17 protein-coding genes are annotated in these 16,961 nt (G+C 70.6%); 4 read left to right on the top strand and 13 right to left on the bottom strand.

From position 1 onward, the window contains the following. Nucleotides 1-231 precede the first annotated feature (231 nt). Nucleotides 232-468 (bottom strand): glutaredoxin family protein, encoded by a 237-nt coding sequence (locus tag CHAN_RS01475; RefSeq protein WP_048739993.1) that lies wholly within the window; start codon nucleotides 466-468, stop codon nucleotides 232-234. 187 nt (nucleotides 469-655) lie between these two features. Here CHAN_RS01475 and CHAN_RS01470 point away from each other — a divergent pair, with 187 nt between their 5' ends. Further along, nucleotides 656-1,726: an HAD family hydrolase gene (locus CHAN_RS01470; protein WP_153251433.1), complete on the top strand. Its 1,071-nt coding sequence runs from the start codon at nucleotides 656-658 to the stop codon at nucleotides 1,724-1,726. A gap of 78 nt (nucleotides 1,727-1,804) precedes the next feature. Here the strand turns inward: CHAN_RS01470 and CHAN_RS01465 are convergent, their stop codons facing one another. From CHAN_RS01465 to CHAN_RS01440, 6 genes are all read right to left on the bottom strand, one after another. Next, nucleotides 1,805-2,860 carry a lysophospholipid acyltransferase family protein gene (locus CHAN_RS01465; RefSeq protein WP_290291066.1) on the bottom strand — a complete coding sequence of 352 codons (1,056 nt, stop codon included), beginning with the start codon at nucleotides 2,858-2,860 and terminating at the stop codon, nucleotides 1,805-1,807. Between the two features lie 105 nt (nucleotides 2,861-2,965). Next, nucleotides 2,966-3,067 (bottom strand): 30S ribosomal protein bS22, encoded by a 102-nt coding sequence (locus tag CHAN_RS01460; protein ID WP_003855542.1) that lies wholly within the window; start codon nucleotides 3,065-3,067, stop codon nucleotides 2,966-2,968. 207 nt (nucleotides 3,068-3,274) lie between these two features. Next, on the bottom strand, nucleotides 3,275-3,466 hold the full coding sequence (locus CHAN_RS01455; RefSeq protein ID WP_035120050.1) for a helix-turn-helix domain-containing protein: 192 nt from the start codon (nucleotides 3,464-3,466) through the stop codon (nucleotides 3,275-3,277). 328 nt (nucleotides 3,467-3,794) lie between these two features. Beyond that, on the bottom strand, nucleotides 3,795-4,640 hold the full coding sequence (proC, locus tag CHAN_RS01450; protein ID WP_290291064.1) for a pyrroline-5-carboxylate reductase: 846 nt from the start codon (nucleotides 4,638-4,640) through the stop codon (nucleotides 3,795-3,797). Between the two features lie 91 nt (nucleotides 4,641-4,731). Further along, a complete protein-coding gene (locus CHAN_RS01445) occupies nucleotides 4,732-6,414 on the bottom strand; it encodes an Rv0497 family membrane protein (RefSeq protein WP_290291062.1) in 1,683 nt (560 codons plus the stop codon). 1 nt (nucleotide 6,415) lies between these two features. Then, on the bottom strand, nucleotides 6,416-7,354 hold the full coding sequence (locus CHAN_RS01440; RefSeq protein WP_082144273.1) for a Ppx/GppA family phosphatase: 939 nt from the start codon (nucleotides 7,352-7,354) through the stop codon (nucleotides 6,416-6,418). A 34-nt stretch (nucleotides 7,355-7,388) separates the two neighbouring features. Between CHAN_RS01440 and CHAN_RS01435 the strand changes: the two genes are divergently transcribed. After that, nucleotides 7,389-8,333: a DUF3109 family protein gene (locus CHAN_RS01435; protein ID WP_290291060.1), complete on the top strand. Its 945-nt coding sequence runs from the start codon at nucleotides 7,389-7,391 to the stop codon at nucleotides 8,331-8,333. 36 nt (nucleotides 8,334-8,369) lie between these two features. Here CHAN_RS01435 and CHAN_RS01430 read toward each other — a convergent pair whose 3' ends face one another. From CHAN_RS01430 to mshA, 5 genes are all read right to left on the bottom strand, one after another. Further along, nucleotides 8,370-9,062, bottom strand: a complete 693-nt coding sequence (locus tag CHAN_RS01430; protein WP_048739980.1) for a response regulator transcription factor — start codon at nucleotides 9,060-9,062, stop codon at nucleotides 8,370-8,372. A gap of 7 nt (nucleotides 9,063-9,069) precedes the next feature. Next, nucleotides 9,070-10,218, bottom strand: a complete 1,149-nt coding sequence (locus CHAN_RS01425) for a sensor histidine kinase (protein WP_290291057.1) — start codon at nucleotides 10,216-10,218, stop codon at nucleotides 9,070-9,072. A 285-nt stretch (nucleotides 10,219-10,503) separates the two neighbouring features. Beyond that, a complete protein-coding gene (locus CHAN_RS01420; RefSeq protein WP_048740217.1) occupies nucleotides 10,504-11,250 on the bottom strand; it encodes a phosphoglyceromutase in 747 nt (248 codons plus the stop codon). A 95-nt stretch (nucleotides 11,251-11,345) separates the two neighbouring features. Further along, nucleotides 11,346-11,885, bottom strand: a complete 540-nt coding sequence (locus CHAN_RS01415; protein ID WP_082144271.1) for a type III secretion system chaperone family protein — start codon at nucleotides 11,883-11,885, stop codon at nucleotides 11,346-11,348. Between the two features lies 1 nt (nucleotide 11,886). Further along, on the bottom strand, nucleotides 11,887-13,200 hold the full coding sequence (gene mshA, locus CHAN_RS01410) for a D-inositol-3-phosphate glycosyltransferase (RefSeq protein WP_290291053.1): 1,314 nt from the start codon (nucleotides 13,198-13,200) through the stop codon (nucleotides 11,887-11,889). Nucleotides 13,201-13,432: 232 nt separating this feature from the next. On the opposite strand from mshA, the gene CHAN_RS01405 reads away from it, so the two are divergent. Next, nucleotides 13,433-15,202, top strand: a complete 1,770-nt coding sequence (locus CHAN_RS01405) for a long-chain-fatty-acid--CoA ligase (RefSeq protein WP_290291052.1) — start codon at nucleotides 13,433-13,435, stop codon at nucleotides 15,200-15,202. A gap of 58 nt (nucleotides 15,203-15,260) precedes the next feature. Here the strand turns inward: CHAN_RS01405 and CHAN_RS01400 are convergent, their stop codons facing one another. Continuing rightward, the gene (locus CHAN_RS01400; protein ID WP_290291050.1) at nucleotides 15,261-16,400 is read right to left on the bottom strand and encodes a UDP-N-acetylmuramate dehydrogenase; all 1,140 of its coding nucleotides are present in this window, start codon (nucleotides 16,398-16,400) and stop codon (nucleotides 15,261-15,263) included. Nucleotides 16,401-16,424: 24 nt separating this feature from the next. On the opposite strand from CHAN_RS01400, the gene CHAN_RS01395 reads away from it, so the two are divergent. Next, complete coding sequence (locus CHAN_RS01395; protein WP_048739973.1) at nucleotides 16,425-16,928, top strand: DUF2505 domain-containing protein; 504 nt, start codon at nucleotides 16,425-16,427, stop codon at nucleotides 16,926-16,928. Nucleotides 16,929-16,961: the final 33 nt, after the last annotated feature.

Genomic DNA, 16,961 nt, shown 5'->3' with positions numbered 1-16,961 from the left:
CCAAGCGCCGACCCCGGTGCGGATGCCAGATCCACCGTGCCCTAGGCTCATGACAGGCGTTGTGCGCCCGCCCATGCCGTGGGCTCATTTTCACCAACGGTAGACCGTGGCGGGGATATTCCACAAACGCGCCCATCCCCCATCGCGCCCCGATGGGCCCGATGCGCGATTCCTATTCACCGCCGTTTCGGGGGCACGGGCCCCGATGCCCCCACCCCCATCGCGGGAGTTTCACCGCAGCGCGTCGATCAGATCCTCGTCGTCGATCTCCCAGCAGGCGATTTCCTCGCCGTCGACGAGCACCACCGGCACGCGGTCGCCGAACTCGACGGCATCGGCCCCGTCGCCGGCATCGACGTCGACGATCTCCACCTCCGCGCCGAAGCGTTCGGCGATCGGGCGGATCTGGGCTTCGACCCGGGCGCAGGAGCCACAGGTGGCGCGGGTCATGAGAGTGACGACGGACATGTCGGCGCCCCTTTCGTTGCGTGCGCGGGCGGCCGGCCGGGCCCCGCCGCCCGCCGCCGGGGCCTCCCCGGCGGAGTGATCGGTGGAAGCATACGATGAACCCCACCGGCGTCCGGCCCGTGGGCCGCCCACCGGCGGCCAAACCCGCAACAATCGCGGCCACCCCGCAAAAGTTTAGGAACCCCCAGTGCCAAGTCCAGGATCCGACCTGCCGTCCCTGCTCCCGGGCGACATCCTGTCGGAACTGCTGCCGTCACACGGCAACGTGCGCCACTTCCTCGAAACCGTGGCGCTGCAACCCCTCGACCCGGAATCGCAGCGGGCCGCCGGCGAGGCCGCGGCGCTGACCGCGATGAGCGAGGTCTACGGCATCGGCTCCGACGAACTGCTGGTCGGCTACCGATCCGTCCACGGCGCCGCGGAATCCGCGGGCGGGCGGGAACGGCTCTCGGACCCGCATCCGGACATCCCCCAGGACAATGGCGCCGCGGCCTTCTTCGACGTCGACAACACGCTGGTCCAGGGTGCGTCGATCTTCCTTTTCGGCGCGGGCCTGGCCCGCCGCGGCTTCTTCGACTACCGCGAACTGGCCGGGATGCTGTGGAAGCAGATCAAGTTCCGGGTGTCCGGTTCCGAGGACGCCGTCGACATCGCGGACACGCGCGAGCAGGCGCTGGCCTTCATCAAGGGCCACGACGTCGACGAGACCGTGGCCATGGCCGAGGAGATCTTCGACGAGATCATCGGCGACCGCGTCTACGCGGGCACCCGCGAGCTGGCGAACCTGCACCTGCAGGCGGGTCAGGAGGTCTGGCTGGTGACCGCCGCGCCGGTGCAGCTGGCGCAGGTCATCGCGAAGCGGCTGGGGCTCACCGGCGCCCTGGGCACCGTCGCCGAGGTCGAGGGCGGCGCGTTCACCGGCCGCCTGGTCGGCGACATCCTCCACGGCCCGGGCAAGAAACACGCCGTCGCGGCGCTGTCCGCGTCCTCGGGCCTCGACCTGTCCCGCTGTACCGCATACTCGGACTCCGCCAACGACGTGCCCATGTTGTCGATGGTGGGGTCGGCCGTCGCCGTCAACCCCGACCGGCGGCTGCGCCGCATCGCGGAGGAGCGCGGCTGGTCGATCCGCGATTACCGGAAGCTGCGCCACACCATGTTCACCGCCGCCCGGTGGGGTGGGCTCGCCTCCGGCGTCGGCGCGACGGCGGCCGGCGGGTACCTGGCCTGGAACGGTCTGCGGTCGCGCGGCCGGTAGGCGACGGCCACTCGGTAGGCGGGCGGCGGCACGGCAATCGGCCGGCGCCCGGATCAGCGGCAGTCCGCGCCCGCCCCCTCAGTAAAAGGCGCTCCTGCGGTCCCGCAGGTTCTTCAGCAGCGTGGACTGGATGCGCCCCTTGACCTCGCCGGACAGCCCCAGCACCGACACCGGGTCGTCGTGAAGCGCAACGGGGCCGGGCACGCCGCCGCCGGCCCCCGGCGCGGGGTCCTCCATGAACCCGCCGCGGTAGCCCTCGGCCCAGTCGCGGGGATCGATGGGGTCGAGGACGTCGATCCGCCACTTCGACGGCAACGGCACCGCGCCCGCCACGCCGAGCCACGGGAAGAACGGCGTCGTCGGGATGTAGGGGATGCCCAGGCCGCGGGCGACGGACAGCACCACGTCGCGCACCAGCTCCAGCAACACCTTCCGTTCGGCGGCGCCCTCCGCGCCGACCAGCCAGGCCGGCAGGTCCTTCAGCGGCGTCGACGCGCCCTCCGCGAGCACGTCGGCCACGCCCAGGACCAGGGACTCCAGGGCCTCGTCCACGGGCGCGGCGCCCTCGGCGCGGCCGATGTTGGACGTCTTCATGCCCTCGGCGCCCAGCAGCGCCGACCCGCGGAACACCGCGCCCAGCTGCGGGTAGATCTCCTCCGCGCCGGTGATGGCCACGGGCACGATCGTCGCCCCGTGGCGCAGCGCCGTCGCCGCGAATCCGCCGCGGCCGAACGCCTGCAGCTGGTACCGCTCGGTGTACGGCTTGCCCAGGCCGCGGTAGCCCTCGGGGAACACGCCGACCATCTCTCCGGCGCGCAGCAGGTCGCCGGCGGCGTCGCGGCTGGCGCGCACCGCGCCCACCATCGTGGCCAGCTCGGACACGATGGGCAGGGAAAACGCCACGTCACCGGCCAACAGTCGCATCAGCCGCCCCGACGCGCGGTGCAGCGACAGCTGGGCCATCAGCGCGTCGACGGGCAGGTTGCCCGAATGGTTGGCCACGATCATCGTGGGGCCGTCGGCGGGGATGCGCTCCCCGCCGTGCAATTCCACGCGGAACCAATGGTCGTGCAGCGGGGTCAGGGCGGGGAACCACGTGTCCTCGACGAACTCGAGGTCCGGTTCCGGAATCATGCCCCCGACGATACCGGGAGCCCTCCCCGGAACGCCGAAACGCCCGCCCCACGCGTGGTGGGGCGGGCGTCGCGGGCCCTCGGGGCGGGAAACCCGCCGCGGGACCTACTTGCCGAGCTTCCGGCGCTGGACTCGGGTGCGTCGGAGCATCTTGCGGTGCTTCTTCTTCGACATGCGCTTGCGGCGCTTCTTGATGACGGAACCCATCGGCTCGACCTCGCTATTCGTTGACTTCTGTGCTGGTTATCGCGTCCGACGCAATGCCCCGGGCGCTACCTCCGCGGGGTGCGGGGGCGAATCATGGGGCGCATCGGGCGCCAATCGGGTCAATCATAGCGGGGAGCCGGGTGCCGGGGTCAAACGCCCCTCACCCGCCACCCTGCGCGAAACGCGGCGGACGACCCGTCGGATGGCCTACCCGGCGTCGTAGAAGGACGAGTCGAGGTACGTCTTCACCGCGCTCTCGTGGACGCGGAAGGAGCGTCCGACGCGCACGGCAGGCAGCTCGCCGGCGTGGACCAGGCGGTACACGGTCATCTTGGACACCCGCATGATCTCGGCGACCTCGGCCACCGTCAGAAACGTCCCGTTCTCGGCATTCGTCATAATCGCATTCCCTTCAGCGCACTCCGCGCGCTGCAGGCTTCCCCTCCTGCAGAGACTGTGAACACGCGGTTGCTTCTTAAACCCTACCGTTATCGGTGGTGCCAATGCGATACAAGGGCGCGAATGGGGCGACCGTTACTGTTGTTGTCGGAACACCCGGGCAGGTGGAAACCGCCCCGCGCCACCCTTCAACTGCGAAAACCCTCCCGCGGGGGCGGGAGGGCTCGGTCCGGCGTTTTTCGCCGGGGTGGGGCGGTCGGGGGCGGTGCGTGCGGCGCGAGGCCGCAGATCTCCTACCCGGTCCCGCTTGACGACGGGTCGGGTCCGCTCACTTGCCGGAGGATTTGCCGGAAGACTTGCCGGCCGGGCGGCCCATCGACGCGGACTTGTCGTGGCAGGCGCGCATGGCGCGGATGACCGCGCGGCGCAGGCCCTCCTCCTCGAAGGTGCTCGTCGCGGCGGCGGTGGTGCCGCCGGGCGAGGAGACGTCGGCGCGCAGGTTCACCGGGTCGGCGCCCTCCGCCATCATCATCTCCGCGGCGCCCAGGGCGGTGGCGGTGGCCAGGCGCTGCGCCTGATCGCGCTTGAGGCCCAGCGTCACGCCCGAGTCGACCATGGCCTCGACGAACTGGAAGAAGTACGCGGGGCCGGAGCCGGACACCGCGGTGACGGCGTCCATCTGCTTCTCCTCGACGACCTCGACGTGGCCGACCTTCTCCAGCAGCGAGCGGACCTGATCGACGTGGTCGTCGTTGGCGAAGCGGCCCGGGGCGATGGCGTTGACGCCCCGGCCCACGAGCATCGGGGTGTTGGGCATGACGCGCAGGACGGGCGTCCCGACGGCGCAGACGGACTCCAGCTCGTCGAGGGTGATGCCCGCGGCCATGGACGCCACGACGGTGTCGCCCTCGCCCTCGTCGATGACCCCGGAGATCTCCTCCAGCAGCGGCACGATGCCGTGCGGCTTCACGCACAGGAACACGACGTCGGCGCCGTCCACGGCCTGCTCGGCGTCATCGGCGTCGACGATGCCGTACATGTCCCGCAGCGCCTTGCGACGCTCGGGCGACCGCTGCACCAGGTAGATGCACTTGGGGTCCACTCCGCCGTCGATGAGGCCGCCGATGAGGGCGCCGCCGATCTTTCCTCCGCCGATAACCGCAATTCGTGTCATGGGAGGCCAGTGTGCCAAAAGCGCCCCTCCTTGGCTAACCGGGGAGGGGCGCTTGCGGGGCACCGGGGGCGACGCCGCCCCCGGCGGGCGATCACAGCAAAGTGATCACGTACGGCGCGAAGGAAACGACCAGGCCGACGATGCCTGCGAGGATCGGGGTCAGTCGGTCTCGTTCGCGGCGGACGAGGTTGACGGCGACGACGAGCCCCAGCGCGAAGACCACCGCGATGACGGCGACGACCGGCACCGGGAGGCTCACCCACAGGAACGTGAAGAGCGCGAAGACGAGGCCGCCGATGAGCAGGCCGACGACGGTCTGGGCGATCAGCAGGCCGATGCTCAGCGAGTTGTCCTCGGCGTAGTCGTCGCGGGACTTCTTCGTCGCACCCGACTCCGGCACGGCCGGAGCCTCGGCGGTCGCCGGGTCACCGTCGAAGTCCGCGGCATCGCGGCGCCGGTCCTCGCCGAAGTCCTCGTCCGCGTACCGGGCGTCGTCACGGCGGTCGTCGTATCGCTCGTCGTCGTAGCGCGCATCGTCATGGCGATCGTCGTAGCGCTCGTCGTCGTAGGGCGCATCGTCGTACCGTGCGTCGTCGTAGCGCTCGTCGGTCAGCGACGACCCGTCGAAGGCGCGGGTGGCCTCGGCGTCCTCGTGATCGGGGCCGTCGAAGGCGTCGGCCCCGACCTGGTGCTCCGCATGCTCCCGCTCGCGTTCGCGGTAGGCCGCGGGCACGTCGTCGACGTGGTCGGCCATGGCGGCGGCACCGCCCGCGGCGCCGGTGCCCGCGATGGCGGAACCGTCGAAGGCGCGATCGTCGGACTCGCCGTCGACCCGGGTGAACTCCGACGTCTTGGCGGAGGCCGGCGACGGCTCGTCCCCGCGGTCGTCGCGGTAGCCCTCGCCGTCGTCGATCACCGGGAGGATGTTCGTCGGACGGTCGTCGTAGGCCATCGAGCCCTGGAGAACCTCGCGGGCCACCGGGCCGATGTCGGCGACGGGCCGGCTGGCCGTGCGGGCATCGTGGAATTTGGTGAACGTGAAGGTGATCTCGCCGGTCTCGTCGTTGGCCATCACCGGGCGCGGGTCGACGGGGACGGCCTGCGGGACCGCGAACGGATCGCGGGTCTCGGCGGGCTCGGGCTCGGCGACGCGTTCCGGGGCGGGCTTTGCGACGACCGGCTCCTCCGCGGGAACCTCGGCGACCGGCTCCTCGGCCGGCGCCTCATCAACCGGCACTTCATCAACCGGGGCCTCGACAACCGGCTCCTCGGCCGGCGGCTCCGGAGCGCGTTCGGTGGCCCGCTCGGCAACCGGCTCGTGAACGTACTCGTACTCGGGCTCCTCGGCCACGGGCTCGTCCGCGACCTCGGCGGCGGGTTCGTCCGCAACAGGTTCCTCGGCGACGGGCGCTTCGGCGGCGGGCTCTTCCACGGGCTGCGGCGCCCGCTCGGCGACGCGCTCCTCCGCGGCCGCAGCCTCCTCGGTCGCCGAAACCTCGGCGGCCTCGGTGGCCTCGGCGGACTCCGCCGCTTCGGCGGGTCGGGCCGCGTGCCGGTCGTCGCGATCCTCGTCCTCGACCACGGCATGGGCGCCGCGCCGCGGCCCGGCGGCCTTGACGCGCGGGATCCCGCCCGTCAGTTCGGCGACGGAGACGCCGCCTTCCTCCAGGCTGCGGCGCCGGCGGCGCGGGCGATCCTCGGACGCGGCGGAGTCGCCCCGTTCCTTTTCACGGCGCGCCAGCAACTCGGCAACGGTGAGCTTTTCCTCGCTCATCTCATCCCTTTCCGTACAGATTGCTGTCGAGTCGGCGCAGGATCACGCCCTCTCGCAGCGCCCACGGGCAAATCTCCACCTGCTCAATCCCCAATGCTCGCATACTTGCCTCGGCAACGAGCGCACCGGCGACGATCTGGTGCGAGCGATTCGAGCTCACGCCCTCCAGTTCGGCACGGTCGGCGGCGGTCATGCGGGAGATGAAGGCGATCAGTTGGCGCAGGCCGGGGGCGGTGAGCGTGCGTTTGACGCGCGGCCCGGCGGAACTCGGCGCGGCACCGGTGAGGCGAGCCAGGGTGCGGAACGTCTTCGACGTCGCCACGGCCAAGTCCGGGTCGCCCAGGGTGCGCAGATGTCGGGCCGGCTCGACGAGCTCGGCGTCGATGTAATCGCGCAGCAGGTCGATCTTCTTGCGCTCCGGCGGGTCGGTGTCGAACCATTCGTGGGTCAGCCGGCCCGCACCCAGCAGCAGCGAGTACGCCGCATCCGGGTCCTCGTCGGTGCCGGAGGTCAGCTCCAGCGAGCCGCCGCCGATGTCGAGGTTGACGATGCGCCCGGCGGACCAGCCGTACCAGCGGCGCACCGCCAGGAAGGTCAATCGCGCCTCGTCCTCGCCGGAGAGGATCTCCAGCCGGATGCCGGTCTCCTTCTCCACGTGATCCAGGACTTCGTCGGAATTGCGGGCGTCGCGGACGGCCGAGGTGGCGAAGCTGATCATTTCCTCGCACCGCATCTGGTCGACGAGGCCCTTGGCCTCGGCGACGTAGCCCGTGAGCTTGTCGATGCCCTTCCTCGACAGATCGTTGTCGTCGTCCAGGTACTCGACCAGCTTCATCGTCGACTTGGTATCGCTCATCGGCGTGGGGTGCCCGCCTCGGCGGGCATCGACCATCACCAAATGAACGGTATTGCTGCCAACGTCCAATACACCTAATCGCACGTGTCTCAGGGTAGACGGTCTACCGTGTTCCGGTGTGAATCAGCTCCACCCCCGCGCCGGACGCGGAACCGCGCCTTCGCCGGCGGAGGTCGCCCCCGACTTCCCCCGCGAATGGTTCGAATTCACCGATCCGGACGACCCCGACCACACGATCACCTGCGATCTCACGTGGCTCCTGTCCACGTACTCGTGCGTGTTCGGCACCGACGCCTGCCGCGGCATCGACTCCGGAAACCCGGACGTCGGCTGCTGCGGCCACGGCGCGTTCCTCTGCGACGAGGACGACCGCGACCGCCTCACGAAAACCGTCCGGGCGATGGAGGCCGACGCCGGGGACGGGCCGTCGGAAAGCGGATGGTGGCAGAACCGGCCGAAGGCCGTCACCGCCTGGTTCCGCGAAATCGACTCCGGCACGGGCGAGCCGCTGGAGCCCTGGCTGGAGTGGGACGAGCTTGACGACGAGGAGGGCAACCCCGAGCCCGCGCTTAAGACGCCCGTCGTCGACGGCGCCTGCATCTTCGCCAACCGCGCCGGCTGGCCCGGCGGCGCCGGCTGCGCCCTGCACCAGTGGGCCGCCGCCCACGGCGTCGACCACGTGAAGGCCAAGCCGGACGTGTGCTGGCAGCTCCCCCTCCGCCGCCTGGAGGCCTACGAGGACCGCCCCGACGGCCACGAGATCCTGCGCACCACCATCACCGAATACGACCGCCGCGGCTGGGGCGACGGCGGCGAGGACTTCGACTGGTACTGCACCGGCGACCCGGGCGCCCACGGGCACGCCGACGCGATCTGGAAGTCGCACAGGTCGGAGCTCGTCGAGCTGATCGGCGAGGCCTGCTACGAGATCCTCGCCGACCACTGCCGCGCCCGGGAATCCGCCGGGCTCGCGGGCGCCTTCGGCCCCTCCGGATATCCGCTGCTGGCCATCCACCCCGCGACGCGGGCGGCACGCGAGGGGCTGGCCGCGGGCGAGGTCTGACCCCGCTTCACGACGACGCCGGGGGCGGGGTCCGGCCTACTCCTCGAACTTGTAGCCCAGCCCGCGCACCGTGACCAGATGGCGGGGGCGCGACGGGTTGACCTCGATCTTCGAGCGCAGGCGCTTGATGTGCACGTCGAGGGTCTTGGTGTCGCCGACGTAATCGGCGCCCCACACGCGGTCGATGAGCTGGCCGCGGGTGAGCACCCGGCCGCTGTTGCGCAGCAGGTACTCCAGCAGGTCGAATTCCTTCAGCGGCATGGACACCGGCTCTTCGTCGACGGTGACGACGTGCCGCTCGACGTCCATGACCACGCGCCCGCCGCGCAGGACGTCCTCCTCCAGCTCCTCGTCGTCGAACTCCGGCTCGCCGCCGCGGCGCAGCACCGCGCGGATGCGGGCGATGAGCTCGCGGGAACTGTAGGGCTTGGTCACGTAGTCGTCGGCGCCGATCTCCAGGCCCACGACCTTGTCGATCTCGCTGTCGCGCGCGGTCACCATGATCACCGGGACGTTGGAGCGCAGGCGGATGTTCTTGCACACCTCCGTGCCGCTCATGCCGGGCAGCATGAGGTCCAGGAGGACGATGTCGATGGGGTTCGCCTCGAACTCGGCCAGCGCCGTCGGGCCGTCGCCCGCGAGCCGGACCTCGAAGCCCTCCTTCCTCAACAGGAACGCCAGGGGTTCGGCGAGGGCGGCTTCGTCTTCGACGATCAGAACGGAGGTCACGGGTGGATCATCCTTCCTTTTTCAGGGCCGGCAGTTCGAGTGTGAAGGTCGACCCCGTGCCGGGCCTGCTCCAGATCTTAATGGCACCCTTGTGGTTCGCGACGACGTGTTTGACGATCGCCAGCCCCAACCCGGTTCCCCCCGTCGACCGCGAGCGGGCCTTGTCGACGCGGAAGAACCGCTCGAAGATGCGCTCCTGGTCCGCCAGCGAAATGCCGATGCCACGGTCGGTGACGCGGATGGCGACGGTGTCGCCGTCGGTCAGCTTCACCGACACGCTCACCGGCGTCTGCTCGGGCGAGTAATTCACGGCGTTGGTGATCAGGTTCGACACCGCGGTGATCAGGAGCGACCGGTCGCCCATGACCATCAGCCCGTCCTCGCAGTCGGTGCCGACGGTGATGCCCGCCTGATCCGCCAGGATCTTGGTCCGGCGCACCGCCGCGTCGATGATCTCGTCCACCGGCAGCGGCTCCATGTCCGGCAGCGCCTCGGCGCCCTGCAGCTTGGACAGGGAGATCAGCTCGGTGATCATCATCGACAACCGCTTGGCCTCGCGCGTCAGGCTCTCGCTGAAATGCTCGACCGCCTCCGGGTCGCCCTTCGCCTCGGCCAGCGCCTCCACCAGCAGGCTCATGGCGCCGACGGGCGTCTTCAGCTCGTGCGACACGTTGGCCACGAAGTCGCGGCGCGCGGCCTCCATGCGGACCAGCTCCGACTCGTCGGTGGCGTAGAGCACCACGAACCTGTCGTCGGACATGGTCAGGGGGCTGACCAGACACCGGACGGACTTGTCGGGCGCGCCGGCGCGGCGGGCGGGGATGACCAGGTTGAGCTCCTGCTCCTCCTGGGTGTCGAACACGCGGAGCGCGGCCTCCCAGCCGAGATCGTGCAGCACGCGCTCGTGCATCAGGCCCAGCTGGTGGGCCTGGGGGTTGGACAGCAGCACGTCGCGCGAAATGTCGACGACCACCACGCCGGTGGGCGAGCCCTGGATGGCCAGGTGCAGGACCTGCGCGATGGTGGTGACGCGCTCCTCCGCCCCGGAACGCTTGCGGGACACCGACTTGACCACACCTGCCACGGCACCACCGCCGATGAGTACCGCGGCCATGACGGCCGCGCCCACTAGAGCCGCGAGGATGGTAGATGTCACGGCACCAACCCTATCGCCCCTCGGCCGAGCCCGCCGACCGACCCCGGCACCCCTTCGCGAGCCCCGCCCCGCGTCCGGCCCGGAGCCGTGCCGGCCCCGCCGGTCCCGCCGGGACGCCGGTCGAAGCCGTTCCCCCGGCACGGAAAAGGGCCGCGCCCGCCGAAGCGGACGCGGCCCGGGGCCTCCCGGGGCGTGCGCCCGGAAAGCACGTTCCTCTCGCAGCCGTCTATTCGCTGCTCGTTGCCCTGGTTTTAATCGGCGCCCGGTTTTACTCGGCGCCCGGTTTTACTTGTTGCCCTGGTTGGCCACGGCGGCGGCGCCGGCCGCGGCGGCCTCCGGGTCCAAGTAGGTGCCGCCCGGGTTCAGGACCTTGCCGTCGGCGTCGATCTCGTAGACCAGCGGGATGCCGGTCGGGACGTTGACCTCGGCGATGTCCTCCGGGGTGATGCCGTCCAGGTACATGAGCATGGCGCGCAGGGTGTTGCCGTGCGCGGCGAGCATGACGGTCTCGCCGTTCTTCAGGCGCGGCAGGATCTCGGCCTCGAAGTACGGGATCATGCGCTCGCGGACGTCCTTGAGGCACTCCGTCTTCGGCGGGTTCTCCACGTGCGCGTAGCGCGGGTCGTTGGCCTGCGAGTACGGCGAATCGTCGGCGAGCTCCGGCGGCGGGGTGTCGTAGGAGCGGCGCCACGTCATGAACTGCTCGTCACCGTACTTCTCCTTGGTCTCGGCCTTGTTCAGGCCCTGCAGGGCGCCGTAGTGGCGCTCGTTGAGGCGCCAGTCGCGCACGACCGGGATCCACAGGCGGTCCGCCACGTCGAGGGCAATGTGGGCGGTGTTGATGGCGCGGCGCAGCAGCGACGTGTACAGGATGGTCGGCTCCAGGCCGGCCTCGACCATCATCTCGCCCGCGCGAACGGCTTCCGCGCGGCCCTTGTCGGTCAGGGCGACGTCATACCAGCCGGTGAACTGGTTCGACGCGTTCCACTCACTCTGGCCATGGCGGACGAGGACAAGTTTTCCGTTGCTCATGCCATCGATCATGCCCGAAAAAAAGGGCGGGCGCTCGTGCTCCCCCCTTTGCGGGAACGCCCGCCGACGCCGCGGGCGCGGGGCGGGGCGGCCGCTCAGGACCCGCCGGTCAGGTGGCGGAATTGCTCCAGATTGGCCAGCGACTCGCCGCGGTCGACGCGCCATTCCCATTCCCGCTTGATCGACGTGGAGAAGCCGCGTTCGAGGATCTTGTTGAAGTCCCCGTCGGACGCCTCGAGCACCTGGCCGAGCACGCGGTCGAGGTCGTCGTCGGCAAGCGAGGGGGGAAGCTGCCCCACCAGATAAATGTCGCCCTGGGCGTCGACCGTGTACGCGATGCCGAACAGGCGGCGATTGCGCTGCAGCAGCCATTCGTGGACGCCGGCGTGGTTCTCCTCGGGGTTGCGGCACACGAACGCCTCGATGCGCAGGGAGTCCGGCGCGGGCGTGAGCAGGCACACCGTCTTGAGCTTGCGGGTGCCCGGCAGCACCACGATCGCCGACCCCTCGGCGGTCTTGTGCTCGACGCCCATGCGGTCGAGCTGGGCAGTCAGCGCCGCCAGTCCCCCGCCCGGCGCGGCCGCCTCCGCCCCGTTTCCTCCGGTCGTCGGCCCATTCTGCCCGGCATCGTCCATTTCATCGGCTCCCTTCGGCTTCGCGCGGGCCGCAATCGTCGTCGTCGAGCCCGGACAAGGCCCGATCGTAAACGGAAAGCAGCTTGTCGACGGTCCGTTCCCACGCGAAGCACGCCGCATGGGCGGGCGCGGCCGACGCCATGGCGATGCGGCGGTCATCGTCGTCGAGCAGTTCCTCCAGCGCATCGGCCCAGCGCTCGGGGCCGTGGCCGTCCACGAGGACGCCGGTCTCCCCGTCCGAGACCGCGATGGGCAGGCCGCCCACACGTGCGGCGACGACCGGGGTGCCCGTCGCCTGCGCCTCCATGGCCACCAGGCCGAAGGACTCGTTGTAGCTGGGCACCGCGACGACGTCCGCCGCGCGGTACAGGCTGACCAGTTCCTCGGGCGGCCGCGGCAGCAGGAAGCGGACGACGTCGCCGAGCTCAAGTTCGTCGGCGAGCTCGAGGAATTCGTCGGGGCGGTCCAGGCCCGTGCCCGACGGGCCTCCGCAGATGATGACCTTGAGGTTGCGGCGCGGCCGGCGCGACACCAGTTCCGCGACGGCGCGCAGCAGCACCTGGGGGCCCTTGAGCCTCTGCAGCCTGCCGACGAAGAGCACCACCTTCGCCTGCAGCGGAATGCCCAGCTCGCGGCGGCAGCGCTCGGTCGCGCGGTCGCTGCCGGGGCTGTAGCGGTGCACGTCCACGCCCGGCGGGATGACCTCGATGCGGGAGGCGTCGGCGTCGTAATGCCGGGTGAGATTGTCCTTCTCCTCGTCGGTGTTGACCACCATGACGTCGGCGTTGTCCGCGATCTGCTGCTCGCAGATGCGGCGGGACTCCGGCTCGGGGGAATCGCCCTCGGCGAGGTGGAGGTTCTTCACCGCCGCCAGGGTGTGCGCGGTGTGCACCAGAGGCACGCGCCACAGATCCCGCAGCAGCCACCCGACCTGGCCCGACAGCCAGTAATGGGAATGGACGACGCAGTAGCGCAGGCCGTGGCAGCGGGCGAAGGCGATCACCCCGCCGGTGAACGCGGCCAGCTGCGTCGGCAGCTCCGACTTGGACAGGCCCTCGTACGGGCCGGCGACGACGTTGATGACGCGCAGGTTCGGCGCGACCTCCACGATTTCGCCCTGGCTGGGGCGCGTGGCGCGGGTGAAGACGTCGACCGCGACGCCGCGCGAGGCGAGCTCCCGGCAGGTGCGCAGCACGTAGACGTTCATGCCGCCGGCGTCGCCGGTGCCCGGCTGCTCCAGCGGCGAGGTGTGCATGGAGATGACCGCGACCCGCTCGGGGCGATGCCCGGCGTGCGCCTCGTTATGGCCGTTCATGGCTCCACAATGCCCGTCGTCAAGCGGGGTCCGCAAACGCCCTTCACCGTCTCACCGCCCGGCCGGAGCGCTTTTCCCGCGCGCGCGTCCGCGCGGCGGGTGCCCACGGTCACGGCGGGAAAACGGCGTTTGGCGGAGACTTGGGGGCGTGGGGAGCGACCGCGGGGCCCCTTCCCGGAAATATGGAAATGATGATAAGTTACGCTCTCGTAGGTTACGAAGGAGGCACCTCATGAGCGCATCGGCCAACAGGACCTGGCTCGAGCATTACCCGGAATGGACCACGCCCCATCTCGATTACGGGGACACCACCCTCATCGACGTCTACGACCGGACCATCGACCGCCACCCGGACCGCACCGCGCTCCGGTTCTTCGGCCGGGGCTGGACGTACGCCGAGTTCGACGAGCAGGTGCGCCGCGCCGCCGCCGGCCTGCGGGCCCTCGGCGTGCGCCGCGGCGACCACGTCGCGCTGGTGCTGCCCAACTGCCCCCAGCACGTCATCGCCTACTGGGCGGTGCTGCGCCTGGGCGCGATCGTCATCGAGCACAACCCCCTCTACACCGCCCACGAACTGCGCCACCCCTTCAAGGACCACGGCGCCCGCGTGGCCATCTGCTGGGACAAGACCGTCCCCGTGCTCGAGGAACTGCGCCGCGAAACCCCGCTGGAGACGATCATCGGCGTGGACATGCGCCGCGACCTGCCCTGGCTCATGCGCACCGCCCTGAAGCTGCCGCTGCCCGCCCTCAAGGCCTCCCGCGACAAGCTCCACTCCCCCGCGCCGCAGGTGATGGGATTCGACGCCGTGCTCGGCGACGGCGTCGGCGGCGACGGGCGCGACATCGTCTCCCCCACCGACATCGGCGTCGACGACGTCGCCGTGATCATGTACACCTCCGGCACCACCGGCACTCCGAAGGGCGCGCAGCTCAAGCACCGCGGGCTGGTGGCCAACATCCTCATGGGCGAAGCATGGGTGCCCGGGCTCGGCGAGGAGAAGGAAACCGTCCTCGGCGTGCTCCCCCTCTTCCACGCCTACGGCCTGACCATCGTCAACAACCTGGCCATGCTCATCGGCGCCGAACTCGTCCTGGTCCCGGCGCCCGAGATGGATCTGATCATGAAGGTGATGAAGAACCACCGGCCGACGTGGGTGCCCGGCGTGCCGACGCTCTACGAGAAGATCATCGCCACCGCCGAAGAGAAGAACATCGACATCACCGGCGTGAAGTACTCGTTCTGCGGCGCCGCGACGCTGCCGGTGTCGACCGTCGAGAAGTGGGAGCGCCTCACCGGCGGCCGCCTGGTGGAGGGGTACGGCCTGACCGAAACGTCGCCGATCATCGTCGGCAATCCGATGGACGGCAACCGCCGCCCCGGCTACGTGGGCATCCCGTTCCCGGACACCGACGTCGCCGTCGTCGACCCCGAGAACCCCACCGAATACGTCCCGGACGGCTCGGAGGGCGAGGTCATCGTCCGCGGCCCGCAGATCTTCGCCGGCTACCTCAACCGGCCCGAGGAGACCGAGGCGTCCTTCACCGACGGGCCCGACGGCGCGGCGGGCGGCCGCTGGTACCGCACCGGCGACGTCGGCGTGATGGAGGCCGACGGCTTCCTGCGCCTGGTGGCGCGCATCAAGGAGGTCATCATCACCGGCGGCTTCAACGTCTACCCCGCCGAAGTTGAGGAGGTCCTGCTGGAGCACCCCGACATCGTCGACGCGACGGTCGTGGGCCTGCCCAAGGAGGACGGCTCCGAGCTCGTCGTTGCCGCCGTGGCCCTGGGCGACTACGCGAACCTGGATGTCCAGGCCTACCGCGCCCACGCCCGCGAGAACCTGACCGGCTACAAGGTGCCGCGGGCGTTCTTCCACCTGGATGAAATGCCGCGCGACCAGATGGGCAAGGTCCGACGCCGCGACGTGCGCGACGTTCTTCTGAAGCAGCTCGAGGACTCCGGCCAGACGGTCGACTCGCTGGCGCCGCGAAAGCGCTGATCCTCACGCCCCGGGTCGTGGCCCGGCAGGTCGCGGACGCCGCCTGCCGGGCGAACCCCTAGTCCAGCTCTGCGCCGATCCACACCGGCTCGGGCACCAGCGTCACGCCGAATGCGTCGCGGACGCCGTCGCGGATCTCCCGGGCCAGGGCGATGAGGTCGGCCGCGGTGGCGTCTCCCCGGTTGGTCAGCGCCAGGGTGTGCTTCGTCGACAAGCGGGCCGGGGCTCCGTCGCCCGGATGTCCCTTCGGGAAGCCCGCGCGCTCGATGAGCCACGCCGCCGACAGCTTGCCGCCCGGGTAGGACGGCATCGACTCGGCGACCCCGGCACCGCACTTCTCCGCGACGCGCCCGCGCACGACCTCGACTTCGGCCTCGCCGACGATGGGGTTGGTGAAAAACGACCCGGCCGACCAGGTGTCGTGGTCGGCGTCGTCAAGCACCATGCCCTTGCCGCGGCGCAGGGCCAGCACCGCCTCGCGGACGTCGGCCACCGGCCGGCGCGCCTGGCCCGACGCGCCCTCCTCCGGGCCGACGCCCAGGCGCTTGGCCAGCTCGCCGTAGCGCAGCGGCGCGGACAGGCCGTCAACGGTCAGGCGGAAGCGCACCGCCAGCACGACCGCGCGGGCGGTGAACTTCAGGTTCGAGTACCTGTACGCCAGCTCGAGCGAGTCGGGCGAGACCCATTCGTCGACGCCGGTGCGGCGGTCGTACAGGCGCACGGCCTCCAGGGTCGAGGACACCTCCGCCCCGTACGCGCCGACGTTCTGCACCGGCGTCGCGCCCGCGGAGCCGGGGATGCCGGACAGGCACTCCAGGCCGCCGAAACCCGCGGCGACGGACATCTCCACGACGTCGTCCCACACCGCGCCGGCCTCCGCCTCGACGGTCGCGCCGTCGACGTCGAGGCCGTGGCCGGACGTGCCCAGCACGACGGCGTCGGCCTCGATGATCACCGCCACCACGTCGCCGGGGTCGTCGGCGACGACGAGGTTCGAGCCGCCGCCGACGATCAGCAGCGGCACGCCCGCGGAGTCGAGCTCCCGGACGACGTCCACGACGGCGTCGACGGTCGCGCAGCGCACCGCGGCGGCGGGTTTCCCGCCGATCCGCAGGGTGGTCAGATCGCGGAAAGCCACGTCGTGGTCGATTTCGGCCCCGGAAACACCGGAGATTCGCGTCAAGGCTGATTCGTGCACGTCCACCACGTTAGTATCGGGGGCATGGCTTCCCACACCGAGATCACCGCCAACGTCAATTACGCCCCCGCCAAGGTCCACGAGGCCCTGTCGGACGTCGCCTACTGGACGTACCTGGCCGAGAACCTTTCCACGCCCGCGGGCGAGGTCGTCTCCTTCGACAACGAGGGCGACCGCATCAACGTCGAGCTCAAGCAGACCCTGGCCACGGACGCCCTGCCGGACGCCGTGAAGACCCTGATCAAGAACGACCTGATCGTCGTGCGCAAGATCTCCTGGGGCCCGCTGGCCGGCGATTCCGCCGACGCCACCGTCGACGCCGACGTCACGGGCATGCCGGTGACCTTCTCCGGCACCCAGAAGCTGACCCCGGCGGGCGACGGCTCGGCCATCGTCACCGGCGCGGACGTCACCGTGAACGTGCCGATGATGGGCGCCGTCCTGGAGCCGAAGGTCGCCGGCGCGGTCGACGGCCTCTTCCAGAAGGAAGCCGGCATCCTGCAGGAGTACCTGGCCAAGAACGCCTAGTTCCCCCGTTCCCGGCCGGGGCCGATCGGCCCC

It is taken from the genome of Corynebacterium hansenii (assembly GCF_030408795.1).
Classification (GTDB): Bacteria; Actinomycetota; Actinomycetes; order Mycobacteriales; family Mycobacteriaceae; genus Corynebacterium; species Corynebacterium hansenii.
This window is presented reverse-complemented; position numbering and strand designations above follow the sequence as displayed.